Genomic DNA, 15041 nt, shown 5'->3' with positions numbered 1-15041 from the left:
GGTCCTGGCACGTGGGAACGGCGGGGCCCCGGCGCATCATGTGCGCCGGGGCCCCGTACGGCGTACGGACGCACGTGCGTCACGTGCGTCCGTACGAGCCGTCGGTCGTGCCGTCAGCCGCACTGGCAGGGGCCGCCCGACTGGCAGCCGCAGCCGCAGCCCGAGCCGCAGCCGCAGGCGCCGAAGAGCGGGAGGCTCCTGATCTCGGCGGGCTGCTCGGTCTCCCGCTCCTGCGTGGGGTCGGGCGTGGTGCTGGGGGAATCGGCCATGGGTCCTCCTAGAGGCTGGTGCCTGTGCCCATTGGATGCCCGCCGCACTGGGCGCATCAACGGCGCACAGTGGCTCACGCAAGCCCAGCCGCCCCCCTTCGCGCCTGCTCAGGCCCGAGGAGTCCCGCGCCGGGCGGTCCCGCCGGGCCCGGCCCGGGAAAGCCGCCGAGCCCGGCCCGGGAAAGCCGCCGAGCCCCTGGACCGGGCCGCGGAAAGCCTGCCGAGCCCCCGGCACCAGGCGCCCGGGAAAGCCTGCCGAGCCCCCGGCACCAGGCGCCCGGGAAAGCCTGCCGAGCCCCCGGCCCAGGCCCGGGAAAGCCCGCCGAGCCGCCGGACCAGGCCCAGGAACGCCCCCGGCCCAGGCCCGGCAAAGCCCCCGGACCAAGCCCGAGCCCCTCGCCCCTCAGGTGCCCTCGACCCCCGCCACCGGCGGGATGTCCGAGGCCTGGATCTCGTCCGCGTGCTCGCCCGTCACCAGGTACACCACGCGCTTGGCCACCGCGACCGCGTGGTCGGCGTAACGCTCGTAGTAGCGGCCGAGCAGGGTGACGTCGACGGCGGTCTCGATGCCGTGCTTCCAGCGGTCGTCGATCAGGTGCTGGAAGAGGGTGCGGTGGAGCAGGTCCATCTCGTCGTCGTCCTGCTCCAGCTGGAGCGCGAGGTCGACGTCCTTGGTCACGATCACCTCGGCCGCCTTCGCCATCAGGCGCTGCGCGAGCTGGCCCATCTCCAGGATCGTCGCGTGCAGGTCCTGCGGGACCGCGCGCTGCGGGAAGCGCAGCCGGGCGAGCTTCGCCACGTGCTGGGCGAGGTCGCCCGAGCGCTCCAGGTCGGCGGACATGCGCAGCGACGTGACGACGATCCGCAGGTCGGTGGCGACCGGCTGCTGGCGCGCCAGCAGGGCTATGGCCTTGGCCTCCAGGTCGTGCTGGAGCTCGTCGACCTTCTTGTCTCCCTCGATCACGCTCTCGGCCAGCTTGAGGTCGGAGTCGAGGATGGCCGTGGTGGCGCGCCCGATCGCCGACCCGACCAGCCGGGCCATCTCCACCAGACCGTCGCCGATCGAGTCCAGTTCCTCGTGGTACGCGTCCCGCATCAGGGTTTCCCTCTCGTGCGTCTTCGTTCGGGGTTCGGGGCCGGAGCCCCTGGTCGAACCAGCGGTACGAACCCCACGCTCCCACGTTCCGGCCCGTACGCGTCCGTTTCCGACCTCCCAAATGAACCAATACTGGCTCCAAGGTGAACTCTGGGCGACGAGTGTCCGAGCTCGCACGCGGACGGCTGTGGTCACCTCCCACGCCATGCCTAACCTGGATGCATGGACGTGAACGCGGCGGTCGCCGCAGCGGCGGCGATCGCCGGTGTGCTCACCGGTGTGATCGCCATGCTGGCGTTCCGCTGGAGCGAGCGCGAGCAGAAGCGCCCGACTCGTACTTCCCTGCACACCGACGCCGTGCTCCCGCCCGGCGTGGACACCGTGCTGTCCGTACTGCGCTCCTCCGCCGTCGTACTCGACGAGGCCGACGGCGTTGTGAAGGCCAGCTCCGCCGCGTACGCCCTCGGGCTGGTCCGCGGCGGCAAGCTCGCCGTCGAGCCCATGATCCAGATGGCGCGGGACACCCGGCGGGACGGCGAGATACGCCAGGTGGAACTGGACCTTCCGCGGCGCGGGACCGGACGCGGCGAGGCACTGGCGGTCTCCGCCAGAGTCGCCCCCCTGGGCTCGCGGCTGGTCCTCCTGCTCGTGGAGGACCTCACCGAGGCCCGCCGTATCGAGGCCGTGCGCCGCGACTTCGTCGCCAACGTCAGCCATGAGCTCAAGACCCCCGTCGGCGCGCTCTCGCTGCTGTCCGAGGCCGTCATGGACGCCTCCGACGAACCGGAGGCCGTGCAGCGGTTCGCCGGGCGCATGCAGATCGAGGCGACCCGGCTCACCAACCTGGTGCAGGAGCTCATCGACCTGTCCCGGGTGCAGAACGACGATCCCCTCGAGGACGCCGAGCCGGTCCGCGTGGACGAACTGGTCGCCGAGGCCGTCGACCGCTGCCGGCACCAGGCCGGCGCCAAGCAGATCACGATGGCCGCCGGGGGCACCGCCGACCTGCACGTGTGGGGCAACCGCGGCCAGCTCGCCGCCGCGCTCGGCAACCTCGTCGAGAACGCCGTCAACTACTCCCCGGCCCGCACCCGTGTCGGCATCGCCGCCCGCACGGTGACCTCGCCCGGCGGGGACATGATCGAGATCGCCGTCACCGACCAGGGCATCGGCATCTCGGACAAGGACAAGGAGCGCATCTTCGAGCGCTTCTACCGCGTCGACCCGGCCCGCTCCCGCGCCACCGGCGGAACCGGTCTGGGACTGGCGATCGTCAAGCACGTGGCCGCCTCGCACGGCGGGGAGGTCACGGTGTGGAGCGCCGAGGGTCAGGGTTCCACCTTCACCCTGCGGCTGCCGGAGGCGGCTGCGGCCCGCGACCGTGCACAGCAGCACCCCGCCCTCGACGACGAGGCCGGGCAGCCCACCCAGTCATCCCCGTACGCATCGCTTCCCGCCCCGGAGGTCCTTCCGTGACCCGAGTGCTCGTCGTCGAGGACGAGGAGTCCTTCTCCGACGCCCTGTCGTACATGCTCCGCAAGGAGGGCTTCGAGGTCGCCGTCGCGGCGACCGGGCCCGACGGACTCGACGAGTTCGAGCGCAACGGCGCCGACCTCGTCCTCCTCGACCTGATGCTGCCGGGCCTGCCCGGCACCGAGGTGTGCCGCCAGCTGCGCGGCCGCTCCAACGTCCCCGTGATCATGGTCACCGCCAAGGACAGCGAGATCGACAAGGTCGTCGGGCTGGAGATAGGAGCCGACGACTACGTCACCAAGCCCTTCTCCTCCCGTGAGCTGGTCGCCCGGATCCGCGCCGTGCTGCGCCGCCGCGGCGAGCCGGAGGAGGTCACCCCGGCCGCGCTGGAGGCCGGTCCGGTCCGGATGGACGTCGACCGGCACGTGGTCACCGTCTCAGGCTCCAAGGTCGACCTGCCGCTGAAGGAGTTCGACCTGCTGGAGATGCTGCTGCGCAACGCCGGGCGCGTGCTGACCCGGATGCAGCTCATCGACCGGGTCTGGGGCGCGGACTACGTGGGCGACACCAAGACCCTGGACGTCCACGTCAAGCGCCTGCGGGCCAAGATCGAGCCGGACCCGGGCGCCCCGCGCTACCTGGTGACGGTCCGCGGCCTCGGCTACAAGTTCGAGCCGTAGACCGCGCCCGGGACCCGCACCCGCACGAACGCCGAAGGGCGGCACCCCCGCGGAGGGGGTGCCGCCCTTCGGCGTTCGTCCCGGGACTCAGTTGCCGGCCGCGGACTGCGAGGCCGAGTCGCTCGGGGTCGCGGTGGTGCCGGCGGACTCCGACGCCGCCGGGGAGGCGGCCGACGACTTCGAGGGCTTCGACGGCCTGCCGGACTTCGACGCGGACTCGGAGGCGGACGCCGACGGCGAGCCCGTGGCACCCGGCGCCGCCGGGATGTTGCTCGGGCCCCACTTGTCGAAGTAGCTCACGGCCGGGACGACGAAGGCGCGCAGGCTCACGTCACCGGTCTTGCTGAAGCTGAAGGTCAGCTGCTGCGCGTTGCCGTTCTGGACGGCGGTGCCCGGGTCGGTCAGCGCGGCCGAGGCGTTGCCCTTGCCGCCGATGACCACGGAGCCGCCCGCCGGGACGACCAGCTTGCCCTTGCCCTTCGCGGGCGTGAGCTGGGCGGTGCCGTTGCCGCCGACGCGCACCGCGTCCAGCGTCTGGTCGGTGCTGCCGGAGTTGAAGAGCGTCGCGGAGACGACGGCCGGGCCCTTCGTCTGCGAGGTGTCCGGCTGGGTGATGACCACGGCGTTCTGGATGGCGATGTCGCCGACCCTGGTGGCCGCGTTGTCGGGCTTGACCTGGAGCGTCTGGGCGTTGTTGCCGGCGCCGCACGCGGCGAGCGAGGCGATCGAGAACGCGATGGCGGCGGCGGCGAGGGCGCCGCGTCGAAGGCTGCTGCTCACGGCGGCGGCAACTCCTTGAACGTGGGCGGAGCAGGGCGGCTCCCTTATAAAGCCACCCTAAGTGTCTGTCAGCGGCCTTAGGTTACCGAGCCGTTCCCGGGCCTTCGCACCCGACCCGCCCCTATGGCCCCCGGGGTGCTCCCAGACCGCCCGAACTCACCCTCTGTCCCCCTGGTCACGAGGCTCACATGTGACCCGCCAGTCACATAGGTCGCTGCCGACCCGCCATTCACATAAGTCCCAGTGGTATGGCCTCGTGCCGCGGGCCGGGATTATCCGTGCGGGAAAGCGGGGCGGCCGGGTAATTGATCACCCGCCGTTCCGCCGGCGCTTGTGACAGGGGTCGTGATCAATTCCGGAATCGTCCGGGACACGACGCGTCTCACCGAACGGAGTAGCGGAAGTCGAGCATCTGGAAGCAGACAAATCGGGATGTTCAGCCGTTTGGACGGGCCGCCGGATGTGTGTAACGTACGGGTTTCACTCCGCGTGAAGTACCCCTCCGACCTGCGAATACCTGCTTCCTCTTGGCCCGCCCGACCCTTCCGAAGCACGTCCCTGTCGCTGTTGTCAAGCCCCGAGATATGCCCTGACCTGCGAAAACGCCATTCAGAAGACGCCGTATCCGTGTTACCCTGGATAGCCACGGAAGGGGTACCTGTCACATGACGTTCAAGGTTGGCGACACCGTGGTCTATCCCCATCACGGGGCCGCGCTGATCGAGGCTATCGAAACTCGCCAGATCAAAGGCGTGGACAAGACCTACTTGGTGCTGAAGGTCGCCCAGGGCGACCTGACGGTGCGTGTGCCAGCGGACAATGCGGAGTTCGTCGGCGTGCGTGATGTGGTCGGTCAGGACGGGCTGGACCGGGTCTTCGAGGTGCTGCGCGCTCCGTACGCCGAGGAGCCCACGAACTGGTCGCGTCGCTACAAGGCAAATCTGGAGAAGCTCGCCTCCGGCGATGTCATCAAGGTCGCGGAAGTCGTGCGCGACCTGTGGCGTCGCGAGCGTGAGCGCGGACTCTCCGCCGGTGAGAAGCGCATGCTCGCCAAGGCCCGCCAGATCCTGGTGAGCGAACTGGCTCTCGCGGAGAACACCAACGAGGACAAGGCCGAGGCCCTGCTCGACGAGGTTCTCGCGTCCTGACGCGAGGCGTTTCCTGACGCGAGGCCGCGACACCCGCCTCACATCAGCACACTGCGATGCCGCGGTGCCCGATGACATGTTTCCAGTCGCCGGGCGCTGCGGCATGTTCGTACCCGCGCACATGACGCCGACGTCCTACGACGACGCCCACGTCCCCCACAACGGGGGAAAGCCCCCGCTACTGTCGTGCCGGGCCCGGACGAGCGGCTCGACCGGGGTCACGGAAGGGTCCGGTCAAGGCGTCGCGGCCGGCACGTCCCCCGGCCGCGGCCGGGGGTGCTGCCTGTGGCCATACCCACGTAGGCCGAGCACACAAACCTGAACAGGAACCGATGTCTGACGATTCGCGCCCTTCGCCGGCGGACGGCTCGCGGGTGACGCCCGTCGCCGCCGTGATCCCGGCCGCCGGCCGCGGGGTACGCCTCGGTCCGGGTGCCCCGAAGGCGCTCCGCACGCTGGGCGGCACGCCGATGCTCGTCCACGCGGTGCGCGCCCTGGCCGCCTCCCGCGCCGTCTCCCTCGTCGTGGTCGTCGCCCCGCCCGACGGCGCCGACGAGGTGAAGTCCCTGCTGGACACCCACGCGCTGCCCGACCGGACCGACGTCCTCGTCGTCCCCGGCGGCGAGTCGCGCCAGGAGTCCGTCAGGCTCGGCCTGGAGGCGCTGCCGCCCGGCCACGACGTCGTCCTCGTGCACGACGCGGCCCGCCCGCTGGTGCCCGTCGACACCGTCGACGCGGTCATCGAGGCGGTACGGGACGGGGCACGGGCCGTCGTCCCGGCGCTCCCGCTCGCGGACACCGTCAAGCAGGTCGAGCCCGCGACGGAGCCCGGCGCGCCCGAGCCGGTCGTCGCGACACCGGACCGGTCGCGGCTGCGCTCCGTGCAGACCCCGCAGGGCTTCGACCGGGCGACCCTGGTCCGCGCCCACGAGACGGTCACCGACGACGTCACCGACGACGCGAGCATGGTCGAGCAGCTCGGCGAGCGGGTGGTGGCCGTGCCCGGCCACGAGGAGGCCTTCAAGGTCACCCGGCCCCTCGACATGGTCCTCGCGGAAGCGGTCCTGGCCCGCAGGAGGCTGAACGATGGCTTCTGAGACCCCCGCCGGCTTCGCGGAGGCGCCGCTGCCCCAGGTCGGCGTCGGCACCGACATCCACGCCTTCGAGGAGGGCCGCGAACTGTGGTGCGCGGGCCTGAAGTGGGAGGGCGAGGGGTCCGGTCTTGCCGGGCACTCCGACGCGGACGTCGTCGCGCACGCCGCGTGCAACGCGCTGTTCTCCGCCGCCGGGCTCGGCGACCTCGGGCAGCACTTCGGCACCGGCCGCCCCGAGTGGTCGGGCGCGTCCGGGATCACCCTGCTGACCGAGGCCGCGCGGATCGTGCGCGCGGCCGGGTTCCGGATCGGGAACGTCGCGGTGCAGGTCGTCGGCCCCCGGCCGAAGATCGGCAAGCGGCGGGACGAGGCGCAGAAGCTCCTGTCCGAGGCGGCCGGCGCGCCGGTGTCCGTCTCCGGCGCGACGACGGACGGGCTCGGCTTCCCGGGCCGCGAGGAGGGGCTGATGGCGGTGGCCACGGCGCTCGTGGTGCGCGTGCGCTGAGAGCGTGCGAGGGTACCCGGAGAGTCGTCGCCGACCGAGATCTCCGGAGGTACCCCCATGTCCGCCGCCCTGTCCGACCGGCTCAAGGCTCTCCTCGACAGCCCCGTCTTCGTCGTCGTGGGCACGCTCCAGCCCGACGGCAGCCCGCAGATGTCGCCGGTCTGGGTGAAGCGGGACGGCGACCAGCTCCTGTTCTCCACCACCGTCGACCGCCGCAAGAAGAAGAACCTGGACGCCGACCCCCGGGTCGACGTCGTCGTCCTGGACCCCCGCTCGCCCTACGAGTACGCCGAGATCCGCGGGTCCGTGGAGATGACCACGCGGGGCGGCCGGGAGCTCATCGACGAGCTGTCCCTGAAGTACACCGGCAAGGAGTACGCGGAGTTCAACCCGTCCTCGGTGCAGGACGCGGAGCGGGTGGTCGTACGGATCACTCCGCGCAAGGTCGTCGGAAGCCTGTGACGGGTGCCGCGAGCGCCCCGCCGGAGTCGGCCGCGGCGCTGTGAGGCGGGCGACGTCACGAAACGGCGGCCACGCGCGGGAAGGGGCATGGGGCACTGCCCGGCGCCCACTACCCTGGAGTGGTGACTATTCGCCTGTACGACACCAGCGCCCGGCAGATCCGTGACTTCACCCCGCTCCGGCCGGGCTGCGTCTCGATCTACCTCTGTGGCGCCACCGTGCAGGCGGCACCGCACATCGGGCACATCCGCTCGGGGCTCAACTTCGACATCATGCGCCGCTGGTTCGCGTACCGCGGCTACGACGTGACGTTCATCCGCAACGTCACGGACATCGACGACAAGATCATCGCCAAGTCGCACGAGCAGAACCGTCCGTGGTGGGCGATCGGCTACGAGAACGAGCGCGCCTTCGACGACGGCTACACCGCGCTGGGCTGCCTGCCGCCCACCTACGAGCCCCGCGCCACCGGCCATGTGCCGGAGATGGTCGAGATGATGCAGACGCTCATCGACCGCGGGCACGCCTACGCGGCCGACGGCAACGTCTACTTCGACGTGCGCTCCTACCCGGGCTACCTCGAGCTGTCCCGCCACGAGCTGGACAACCTCCAGCAGCCCTCGGGCAAGGGGGAGACCGGCAAGCGCGACTCGCGCGACTTCGCGATGTGGAAGAGCGCCAAGCCGGGCGAGCCCTCCTGGCCCACGCCGTGGGGGCGGGGCCGGCCGGGCTGGCACCTGGAGTGCTCGGCGATGGCGCACAAGTACCTCGGCTCCGCCTTCGACATCCACGGCGGCGGCCTGGACCTGATCTTCCCGCACCACGAGAACGAGATCGCCCAGGCCAAGGCCTTCGGCGACGAGTTCGCCCGGTACTGGGTGCACAACGCCTGGGTGACCATGGCCGGCGACAAGATGTCCAAGTCGCTCGGCAACTCCGTGCTGGTCGCGGACATGGTCAAGCAGTGGCGCCCCATCGTCCTGCGCTACTACCTCGGCACCCCGCACTACCGCTCGATGATCGAGTACAGCGAGGAGTCGCTGCGCGAGGCCGAGTCGGCGTTCGCGCGGATCGAGGGCTTCGTGCAGCGCGTGGTGGAGAAGGCCGGGGGAGTGGTCGAGCCGGCCGCCGAGGTCCCGCTCGCCTTCGCCGAGGCGATGGACGACGACCTGGGCGTCCCGCAGGCGCTGGCCGTCGTGCACACCACGGTCCGGCAGGGCAACTCCGCGCTGGCCGCCGACGACAAGGAGGCCGCCGTCGCCCGGCTCGCCGAGGTGCGCGCCATGCTCGGCGTCCTCGGCCTCGACCCGCTGGATGCGCACTGGGCCGGCGAGGGCGACCGCGGCGAGGACCTGCACGGGGCGGTCGACACCCTGGTCCGGATGGTGCTGGACCAGCGCGAGGCCGCCCGCGCCCGCAAGGACTGGGCCACCGCGGACGCCATCCGCGACCAGCTCAACCAGTCCGGGCTGGTCATCGAGGACAGCCCGCAGGGACCGCGCTGGAGCTTCGGCCCCCGCTGATCCCGCCTCGAGCGGTGATCGATTGTGCCGCCCGGCCTTCCGGGCGGCACACTGCATAGACGTACGCATTCGAACGCAACACAGAGACAGGTAGGTCATGGCCGCGAACAACCGTCGCATGTCCGGCAAGAAGGGCGCGCAGGTCGGCAGTGGCGGCCAGCGGCGCCGGGGTCTGGAGGGCAAGGGCCCCACGCCCCCCGCCGAGATGCGCAAGGGACACGCCAAGCAGCGCGCCGCCGCGGCGAAGACCCGCCGCACCCAGGGGCGCCCTCAGCAGCGCCGCGGCGGCGGCCGCTCCACCTCCGAACTGGTCGTCGGCCGCAACCCGGTCGTGGAGGCGCTGCGCGAGGGCGTGCCCGCCTCGACGCTCTACGTCCAGCAGTTCGTCGACAACGACGAGCGGGTCCGCGAGGCGCTCCACCTCGCGGCCGAACGCGGCGGCATCAACCTCATGGAGGCCCCGCGCCCGGAGCTCGACCGGATGACGAACGGGCTCAACCACCAGGGACTCGTCCTCCAGGTCCCGCCGTACGAGTACGCCCACCCCGAGGACCTCGCCGAGGCCGCCTACGACGAGGGCGCGGACCCGCTGATCGTCGCCCTGGACGGGGTGACCGACCCGCGCAACCTGGGCGCCGTCGTCCGCTCGGTGTCCGCCTTCGGCGGCCACGGCGTCGTCGTGCCGGAGCGGCGCGCGGCCGGCATGACCGCCGGGGCCTGGAAGACCTCCGCCGGTACGGCGGCCCGCACTCCCGTCGCCCGCGCCACCAACCTGACGCGCGCGCTGGAGGCGTACAAGAAGGCGGGCATCACGGTGGTCGGTCTCGCCGCGGACGGCGAGGTCGAGCTGGGCGACCTGGAGGCCCTGGGCGGTCCGGTCGCCATCGTGGTCGGCAGCGAGGGCAAGGGGCTGTCCCGCCTCGTCGGCGAGACCTGCGACGTCCGGGTGCGGATCCCGATGCCGGGCGGCGCCGAGTCGCTCAACGCCGGTGTGGCGGCGGGCATCGTGCTGTACGAGGCGGCCCGCAGGCGCGCCTGAACCGGCCGGTGCCGGGTGACCGAACGGGAGTCCGTCCGGTCACCCACCCGGGTAAATCGGGGCGAGCGGTGCAACCTTGACGCGGTCCGGACAGTTCCGGCGGGGTCAAGGCAGTGTCCTAACTCCACATCACTCGGTTAGATGAGTGTGGACACCAGAACACCCCGCACACCCACGGGGGACCGCTCGTCGGGAATCGACGACGCTCCCGCGCTGAGCATGGTGAAGGTGCCGAGCGATCCGGCGCAGGTCATCGTCAACCACGCCAGTTTCCGCGTGCAGTTGGGCGCCGCGACGCGGCGTATCCAGTCCTCGCGCCTCGCCCGCCACCCGAGCGCCACCGCAGACCCCTTCCGGGCGCCCGTGGCCGGCACGGCCCGCCGGGCCGGGGCCGCCGCCCACCGCCGTCCGCTCGTCTGGAGCGGCAGGTCCGCACCCGACGACACCGGCACCCACCGGCTGCTGCAGGCCGCGCGGAGCGGGAGCGTCCAGTACGCCGACGAGCCGTCCGCCGGCGCCGGGGCGACCCGGGTCATCCCCCGCATCGGCGTCGACGAGGACTACGGCCGTCAGGGCTACGGCCCCGACGGGTACGTCGATCCGGACCAGACCGTCGAGACCCCCGTCGTGGGCGCCCAGCGCACGCCCGAGCCCGGCGGGACCCGGCTCCTGCCGCACATGCGCACCGTCGGCAGCGCTTACGGCGATCCCGCCTACGGCGATCCCGCCTACGGCAATCCCGCGTACGGCGATCCGGCGTACGGCGACTCGGGCTACGGGGACACGCCGTACGGCGGGTCACCCTACGGTGATCACGCCTACGCCGGCCCCGGCCACGCCGAACCCGGTTACGACCAGGACGACTTCGCGGACGAGGACCTCGACGAGCCGGCCGAGGACGAGTTCGGCCGGGGCCGGCGGCACGCCGACGACCCGGCCCGCCACGCCTACTACCCGGGCCGCCGGATGAACCTCGGGGTGGTCCTGCTCCCCCTGAGGATCTTCCTCGGCTTCATCTCCATCTACGCCGGCATGGGCAAGCTGTGCGACCCGCTCTACTTCGACGGGGGCAAGCGCGGCTCGATGGTGAAGTGGCTCAACACCCTGCACCCGTGGGAAGTGGCCGAGCCGCTGCGCCAGTTCGCGCTCCACCACCCGGTCGGCTCCGGGCTCGTCATCGCCTTCCTGCAGGTCGTCATCGGCGTCCTGACGGTGCTGGGCTGCTGGCAGCGGGTCGCCGCGGTCGGCGGTGCGCTGCTCTCGGCCGCGCTCATCGTCACCGTCAGCTGGAAGACGGTCCCCGCCTACGACGCGCCCGACATCATCTACCTCGCAGCCTGGTCGCCGCTGATCATCGCCGGCGCCCCCGTCTACTCGGTCGACGGCCGCCTCGCCGCCTCCGCCTGGCGGCGGCTCGGTCCGCGCTCCGACATCTGGGAGCTGCGCCAGTTCGTGCTGCGCCGGGGCGCCCTGCTCACCCTCCTCGTCGCCGGGCTCACGCTGCTCGTCGGGTCGCTGCTCGGCGGCGCGGTCCGTGACGCCGGCCGGGTGGTCGTGCCCGGCCCCGGCGAGGCCCCGCGCAACGAGCTGCCCGGCTCGCCGCTCCCGCAGGAGCCCGGGCAGCGGCAGAGGAAGGCGCCGTCGGCCTCCACCTCGCCGACCCGGGACAGCTCCTCGGCCAGCCCGTCCGGCGGCCCGGCCACCACGCCGGGCGCGGCCCGCGAGACGGGTACCGCCACCGGCGGTTCGCCCAGCGAGACCCAGGGCACCGGCCAGACCCCGCCGCGTCACTCCTCCCCGGTCCAGCAGGCCCCCAGCACCAGCTCGGGCCCGACCTCCGGCGGCACCGCGACCGGCGGCACGGGCTCCGGCGGCGGCGAGGGGTCCTCGGGCGCCTCCTCCGGTCAGCCGGGCCTGGTGGGCGGCCTTCTCGGCTAGTCCCTCCGCAGCACGCCGACGGGGTCCCGCACGCACGACGCGCGGGACCCCGTCGGCGTGCGCGGCGACGCCGAAGCCCCGGCCGTGGCCTCGCCCGAGACCCGAGCCCCGGAGCCCGCGGGATGAGGGCAGGTCAGCGGTTCAGGGCGGCGAGTTCCTTCGCGGCCTCGGTGAGGTCCTTCGCGGTGTCGATGGCGCGCCAGTAGGCACCCTGGGGGAGGGGGAAGCCCGCCAGCCGGCGTTCGCGGGCCAGCCGGGGGAACGTCGTCCGTTCGTGGTCACCGCGCTCCGGGAGCAGGCCGGCGAACTCGGGGGAGAAGACGTAGACGCCCGCGTTGATCTCGACGGTGGACGGCGGTGCCTCGATGAAGTCCGTGATGTGGCCGAAGCCGTCCGTCTTCACGGCACCCCAGGGAAGGCGCGGGCGGGCCAGCGCGAGGGTCGCGACCGCGTCGCGCTCGGTGTGGAAGTCCGCCATGTCGCGCAGCGAGAAGCGGGTCCAGATGTCGCCGTTGGTGGCGTACCAGGGCCGCTCGGGGTGCGGGAGATGGGCGGCGGCGAACTTCAGGCCGCCGCCGCGGCCGAGGGGCTCCGTCTCCACGACGGTGGTGACCTTGACGGGAAGATCCGCCCCCTTCAGCCAGGTCTGCAGGACCTCGGCGAGGTGGCCGCAGGAGACCACCACGTCCGTCACGCCCTCCTCGGCGAGCCAGGCGATCTGGTGGCCGATGATCGGAGTGCCCGTGCCGGGGATCTCGACCATCGGCTTGGGCCGGTCGTCGGTGTAGGGGCGCAGCCGGGAACCCTGGCCGCCGGCCAGGATGACGGCTTGAGTGGGGCGGGACGCCGCGTTCGGATGGGTCATGACCGAACTGTACGTGGCGCCCCGCACGCCGCCTTCGTCCACGGCCGTTCCGCACTCGGCGACCGCCCTCACCCCCTGCCGGGGCTCCCCGGCCGGGGGTGAGGCGGGCGAAGGGCGGCGGTCGGCCGTGCCCGGCGTGCGGATGCGCGTGCCGGGCGGCCGTGTCCGGTGTTCGGTGGTGCGCGGTGTTCAGGCGCGCGTGCCGGTCAGCGGTGCGTGCCGGTCAGCGGTGCGTGCCGGTCAGTGGTGCGTGCCGGTCAGTCGCGCGCGGCGTTCAGCACGCCGGAGGCGAAGGACGTGTCGCACACCGGGCGCGCGTACGACTGCGCTTGGGTGGGCCCGTAGATGCGGACCGCGGCGCGGCCGAGGGCGCGGGCGATGGAGGAGCAGTGCCGGGCCAGCGACGGGCGGCCGTTGACGGCCTCCTGGAGGTGGGTGAGCACGACGCCCGGGTCCTTCTCCTGCAGCTCCGTCATCAGCCGGTCGCGCAGCACGTCCTGCGGGGCGCGGGCGCGGGTGCGGGGGGAGACACCGGTCACGGTGCCGGTCACGGCGGTGTCGGACGCGGTGAGCACCGAGTTCGAGGAGGCCCCCGACCAGTTGACTCGGGTGACCGCGAGGGTCCCGGAGAGCACCAGGACGACGGGCAGGACGAGGGCGAGGGAGCGGCCGATCCGGCGGGCGGGGCCCCGGCCGCGTCGCGTCTGTGGGGTGGTGGAGTGCTTCACGCGAGTGAGGGTAGCGCCCGGTAATGATTTGGCGACATTCGGTCACCTCTTCGGGGGATGGCGAGCCCTCCGTCCCGGAGTGACGTGTTGACGCACACTGCTCGAAACGTCCGGTGCGCCGGGGTATCTGGAGGGCATGGAGAAGGGCCCCGCGGCAGTTCGCGGGGCCCTTTTCGTCAACCTGGGTGAATTGCCCCGGGTTGTCGGGGGTTTCAACCCGAAGGTGTCACCCGGGAGCGGCAGTCACCCGTGTCAGTCGGAGAGGCGCTCGCCCGTGGAGGTCGAGAACACGTGGGTCTCGCCCGGCCGCGGCACGACGTGCAGCTGCGCGCCCTTCTCCGGCACCTGGCGGCCGTTGACGCGGACCACCAGGTCCTTCCGCTCGCCGCCGACCTCGGCGGTGCCGTAGACGTAGCCGTCGGCGCCGAGCTCCTCGACCACGTTCACCGAGACGGCGAGACCGGCCGGGGCGTCCTCGGTGTCCTTCGACAGCGACGAGGCCGCGGCGCCGCCCAGCTCGACCACGTCGAAGTGCTCGGGGCGGACACCGACCGTCACCGTGCGGTCGCCCTTGTCGGCGGCGGCCTTGAGGGCCTCGCGGTTGACCGGGACGACGCTGTTGCCGAACTTCACGCCGCCGTCGGTGATCGGGACCTCGACCAGGTTCATGGCCGGCGAGCCGATGAAGCCGGCGACGAAGAGGTTGGCGGGCCGGTCGTACATGTTGCGCGGGGTGTCGACCTGCTGGAGCAGACCGTCCTTGAGCACGGCCACCCGGTCGCCCATCGTCATGGCCTCGACCTGGTCGTGGGTGACGTAGACGGTGGTGATGCCGAGCCGGCGCTGCAGCGACGCGATCTGCGTACGGGTGGAGACGCGGAGCTTGGCGTCGAGGTTGGACAGCGGCTCGTCCATGAGGAACACCTGCGGCTCGCGCACGATGGCGCGGCCCATGGCCACACGCTGGCGCTGACCGCCGGAGAGCGCCTTCGGCTTGCGGTCCAGGTACTCGGTGAGGTCGAGGATCTTCGCGGCCTCCTCGACCTTCTGCCGGATCTCCGTCTTGTTGACGCCGGCGATCTTGAGCGCGAAGCCCATGTTGTCGGCGACCGTCATGTGCGGGTACAGCGCGTAGTTCTGGAACACCATGGCGATGTCCCGGTCCTTCGGCGGCAGGTGGGTGACGTCGCGGTCACCGATCCGGATGGCTCCGGAGTTGACGTCCTCGAGCCCCGCGAGCATCCGGAGCGAGGTGGACTTGCCGCAGCCGGACGGACCGACCAGGACGAGGAACTCGCCGTCCTCGATGTCGATGTTGAGCGCGTCGACGGCGGGCTTCTCGGAACCCGGGTAGATCCGGGTCGCCTTGTCGAACTGGACAGTGGCCATGGTGAATGGGCCCCCTTCTACCGGCAGGAACGTGCCGGACGATCCGTTGTAG

Annotated in this window: 15 protein-coding genes; 9 read left to right on the top strand and 6 right to left on the bottom strand. The window is 72.1% G+C overall.

Annotated features, from left to right (window positions below):
• Window positions 1–113 precede the first annotated feature (113 nt).
• Window positions 114–269 (bottom strand): hypothetical protein, encoded by a 156-nt coding sequence (locus tag ACIPM1_RS21355; RefSeq protein WP_402436979.1) that lies wholly within the window; start codon window positions 267–269, stop codon window positions 114–116.
• A 403-nt stretch (window positions 270–672) separates the two neighbouring features.
• A complete protein-coding gene (gene phoU, locus ACIPM1_RS21350; RefSeq protein ID WP_402436977.1) occupies window positions 673–1365 on the bottom strand; it encodes a phosphate signaling complex protein PhoU in 693 nt (230 codons plus the stop codon).
• Between the two features lie 222 nt (window positions 1366–1587).
• On the opposite strand from phoU, the gene ACIPM1_RS21345 reads away from it, so the two are divergent.
• Together ACIPM1_RS21345 and ACIPM1_RS21340 are read left to right on the top strand one after the other, a co-directional pair.
• Window positions 1588–2841, top strand: coding sequence for a sensor histidine kinase (locus ACIPM1_RS21345; protein WP_402436975.1), 1254 nt, complete (start codon window positions 1588–1590; stop codon window positions 2839–2841).
• Window positions 2838–3518, top strand: a complete 681-nt coding sequence (locus tag ACIPM1_RS21340) for a response regulator transcription factor (protein WP_010358452.1) — start codon at window positions 2838–2840, stop codon at window positions 3516–3518. The genes ACIPM1_RS21345 and ACIPM1_RS21340 overlap by 4 nt, the downstream gene beginning before the upstream one ends.
• An 87-nt stretch (window positions 3519–3605) precedes the next feature.
• Here the strand turns inward: ACIPM1_RS21340 and ACIPM1_RS21335 are convergent, their stop codons facing one another.
• Complete coding sequence (locus ACIPM1_RS21335) at window positions 3606–4298, bottom strand: DUF461 domain-containing protein (RefSeq protein WP_402436973.1); 693 nt, start codon at window positions 4296–4298, stop codon at window positions 3606–3608.
• A 665-nt stretch (window positions 4299–4963) separates the two neighbouring features.
• On the opposite strand from ACIPM1_RS21335, the gene ACIPM1_RS21330 reads away from it, so the two are divergent.
• From ACIPM1_RS21330 to ACIPM1_RS21300, 7 genes are all read left to right on the top strand, one after another.
• Window positions 4964–5446 carry a CarD family transcriptional regulator gene (locus ACIPM1_RS21330; protein WP_003953493.1) on the top strand — a complete coding sequence of 161 codons (483 nt, stop codon included), beginning with the start codon at window positions 4964–4966 and terminating at the stop codon, window positions 5444–5446.
• 332 nt (window positions 5447–5778) lie between these two features.
• Window positions 5779–6543 (top strand): 2-C-methyl-D-erythritol 4-phosphate cytidylyltransferase, encoded by a 765-nt coding sequence (gene ispD, locus ACIPM1_RS21325; RefSeq protein WP_402436971.1) that lies wholly within the window; start codon window positions 5779–5781, stop codon window positions 6541–6543.
• A complete protein-coding gene (ispF, locus tag ACIPM1_RS21320) occupies window positions 6533–7045 on the top strand; it encodes a 2-C-methyl-D-erythritol 2,4-cyclodiphosphate synthase (protein WP_402436969.1) in 513 nt (170 codons plus the stop codon). The genes ispD and ispF overlap by 11 nt, the downstream gene beginning before the upstream one ends.
• Window positions 7046–7102: 57 nt before the next feature.
• Window positions 7103–7507: a PPOX class F420-dependent oxidoreductase gene (locus ACIPM1_RS21315; RefSeq protein ID WP_356186321.1), complete on the top strand. Its 405-nt coding sequence runs from the start codon at window positions 7103–7105 to the stop codon at window positions 7505–7507.
• Between the two features lie 122 nt (window positions 7508–7629).
• Complete coding sequence (gene cysS / locus ACIPM1_RS21310) at window positions 7630–9030, top strand: cysteine--tRNA ligase (RefSeq protein ID WP_402436967.1); 1401 nt, start codon at window positions 7630–7632, stop codon at window positions 9028–9030.
• 97 nt (window positions 9031–9127) lie between these two features.
• Window positions 9128–10069: a 23S rRNA (guanosine(2251)-2'-O)-methyltransferase RlmB gene (gene rlmB, locus ACIPM1_RS21305; RefSeq protein WP_402436965.1), complete on the top strand. Its 942-nt coding sequence runs from the start codon at window positions 9128–9130 to the stop codon at window positions 10067–10069.
• Between the two features lie 141 nt (window positions 10070–10210).
• Complete coding sequence (locus tag ACIPM1_RS21300) at window positions 10211–12007, top strand: DoxX family membrane protein (RefSeq protein ID WP_402436963.1); 1797 nt, start codon at window positions 10211–10213, stop codon at window positions 12005–12007.
• A 133-nt stretch (window positions 12008–12140) separates the two neighbouring features.
• Here ACIPM1_RS21300 and ACIPM1_RS21295 read toward each other — a convergent pair whose 3' ends face one another.
• From ACIPM1_RS21295 to ACIPM1_RS21285, 3 genes are all read right to left on the bottom strand, one after another.
• The gene (locus tag ACIPM1_RS21295) at window positions 12141–12872 is read right to left on the bottom strand and encodes an NDP-sugar synthase (protein ID WP_402436961.1); all 732 of its coding nucleotides are present in this window, start codon (window positions 12870–12872) and stop codon (window positions 12141–12143) included.
• Window positions 12873–13129: 257 nt separating this feature from the next.
• Window positions 13130–13600, bottom strand: coding sequence for a hypothetical protein (locus tag ACIPM1_RS21290; RefSeq protein WP_402436959.1), 471 nt, complete (start codon window positions 13598–13600; stop codon window positions 13130–13132).
• A gap of 252 nt (window positions 13601–13852) precedes the next feature.
• The gene (locus ACIPM1_RS21285) at window positions 13853–14989 is read right to left on the bottom strand and encodes a sn-glycerol-3-phosphate ABC transporter ATP-binding protein UgpC (RefSeq protein ID WP_356186307.1); all 1137 of its coding nucleotides are present in this window, start codon (window positions 14987–14989) and stop codon (window positions 13853–13855) included.
• Window positions 14990–15041 lie beyond the last annotated feature (52 nt).

Source organism: Streptomyces sp. NPDC086766, from assembly GCF_044746005.1.
Lineage (GTDB): Bacteria > Actinomycetota > Actinomycetes > Streptomycetales > Streptomycetaceae > Streptomyces.
This window is presented reverse-complemented; position numbering and strand designations above follow the sequence as displayed.

Coding starts and splice junctions, on each gene's coding strand:
- ACIPM1_RS21355 (WP_402436979.1), bottom strand. CDS start 269: ATGGCCGATTCCCCCAGCACCACGCCCGACCCCACGCAGGAGCGGGAG.
- phoU (WP_402436977.1), bottom strand. CDS start 1,365: ATGCGGGACGCGTACCACGAGGAACTGGACTCGATCGGCGACGGTCTG.
- ACIPM1_RS21345 (WP_402436975.1), top strand. CDS start 1,588: ATGGACGTGAACGCGGCGGTCGCCGCAGCGGCGGCGATCGCCGGTGTG.
- ACIPM1_RS21330 (WP_003953493.1), top strand. CDS start 4,964: ATGACGTTCAAGGTTGGCGACACCGTGGTCTATCCCCATCACGGGGCC.
- ispD (WP_402436971.1), top strand. CDS start 5,779: ATGTCTGACGATTCGCGCCCTTCGCCGGCGGACGGCTCGCGGGTGACG.
- ispF (WP_402436969.1), top strand. CDS start 6,533: ATGGCTTCTGAGACCCCCGCCGGCTTCGCGGAGGCGCCGCTGCCCCAG.
- ACIPM1_RS21315 (WP_356186321.1), top strand. CDS start 7,103: ATGTCCGCCGCCCTGTCCGACCGGCTCAAGGCTCTCCTCGACAGCCCC.
- rlmB (WP_402436965.1), top strand. CDS start 9,128: ATGGCCGCGAACAACCGTCGCATGTCCGGCAAGAAGGGCGCGCAGGTC.
- ACIPM1_RS21300 (WP_402436963.1), top strand. CDS start 10,211: ATGAGTGTGGACACCAGAACACCCCGCACACCCACGGGGGACCGCTCG.
- ACIPM1_RS21295 (WP_402436961.1), bottom strand. CDS start 12,872: ATGACCCATCCGAACGCGGCGTCCCGCCCCACTCAAGCCGTCATCCTG.
- ACIPM1_RS21285 (WP_356186307.1), bottom strand. CDS start 14,989: ATGGCCACTGTCCAGTTCGACAAGGCGACCCGGATCTACCCGGGTTCC.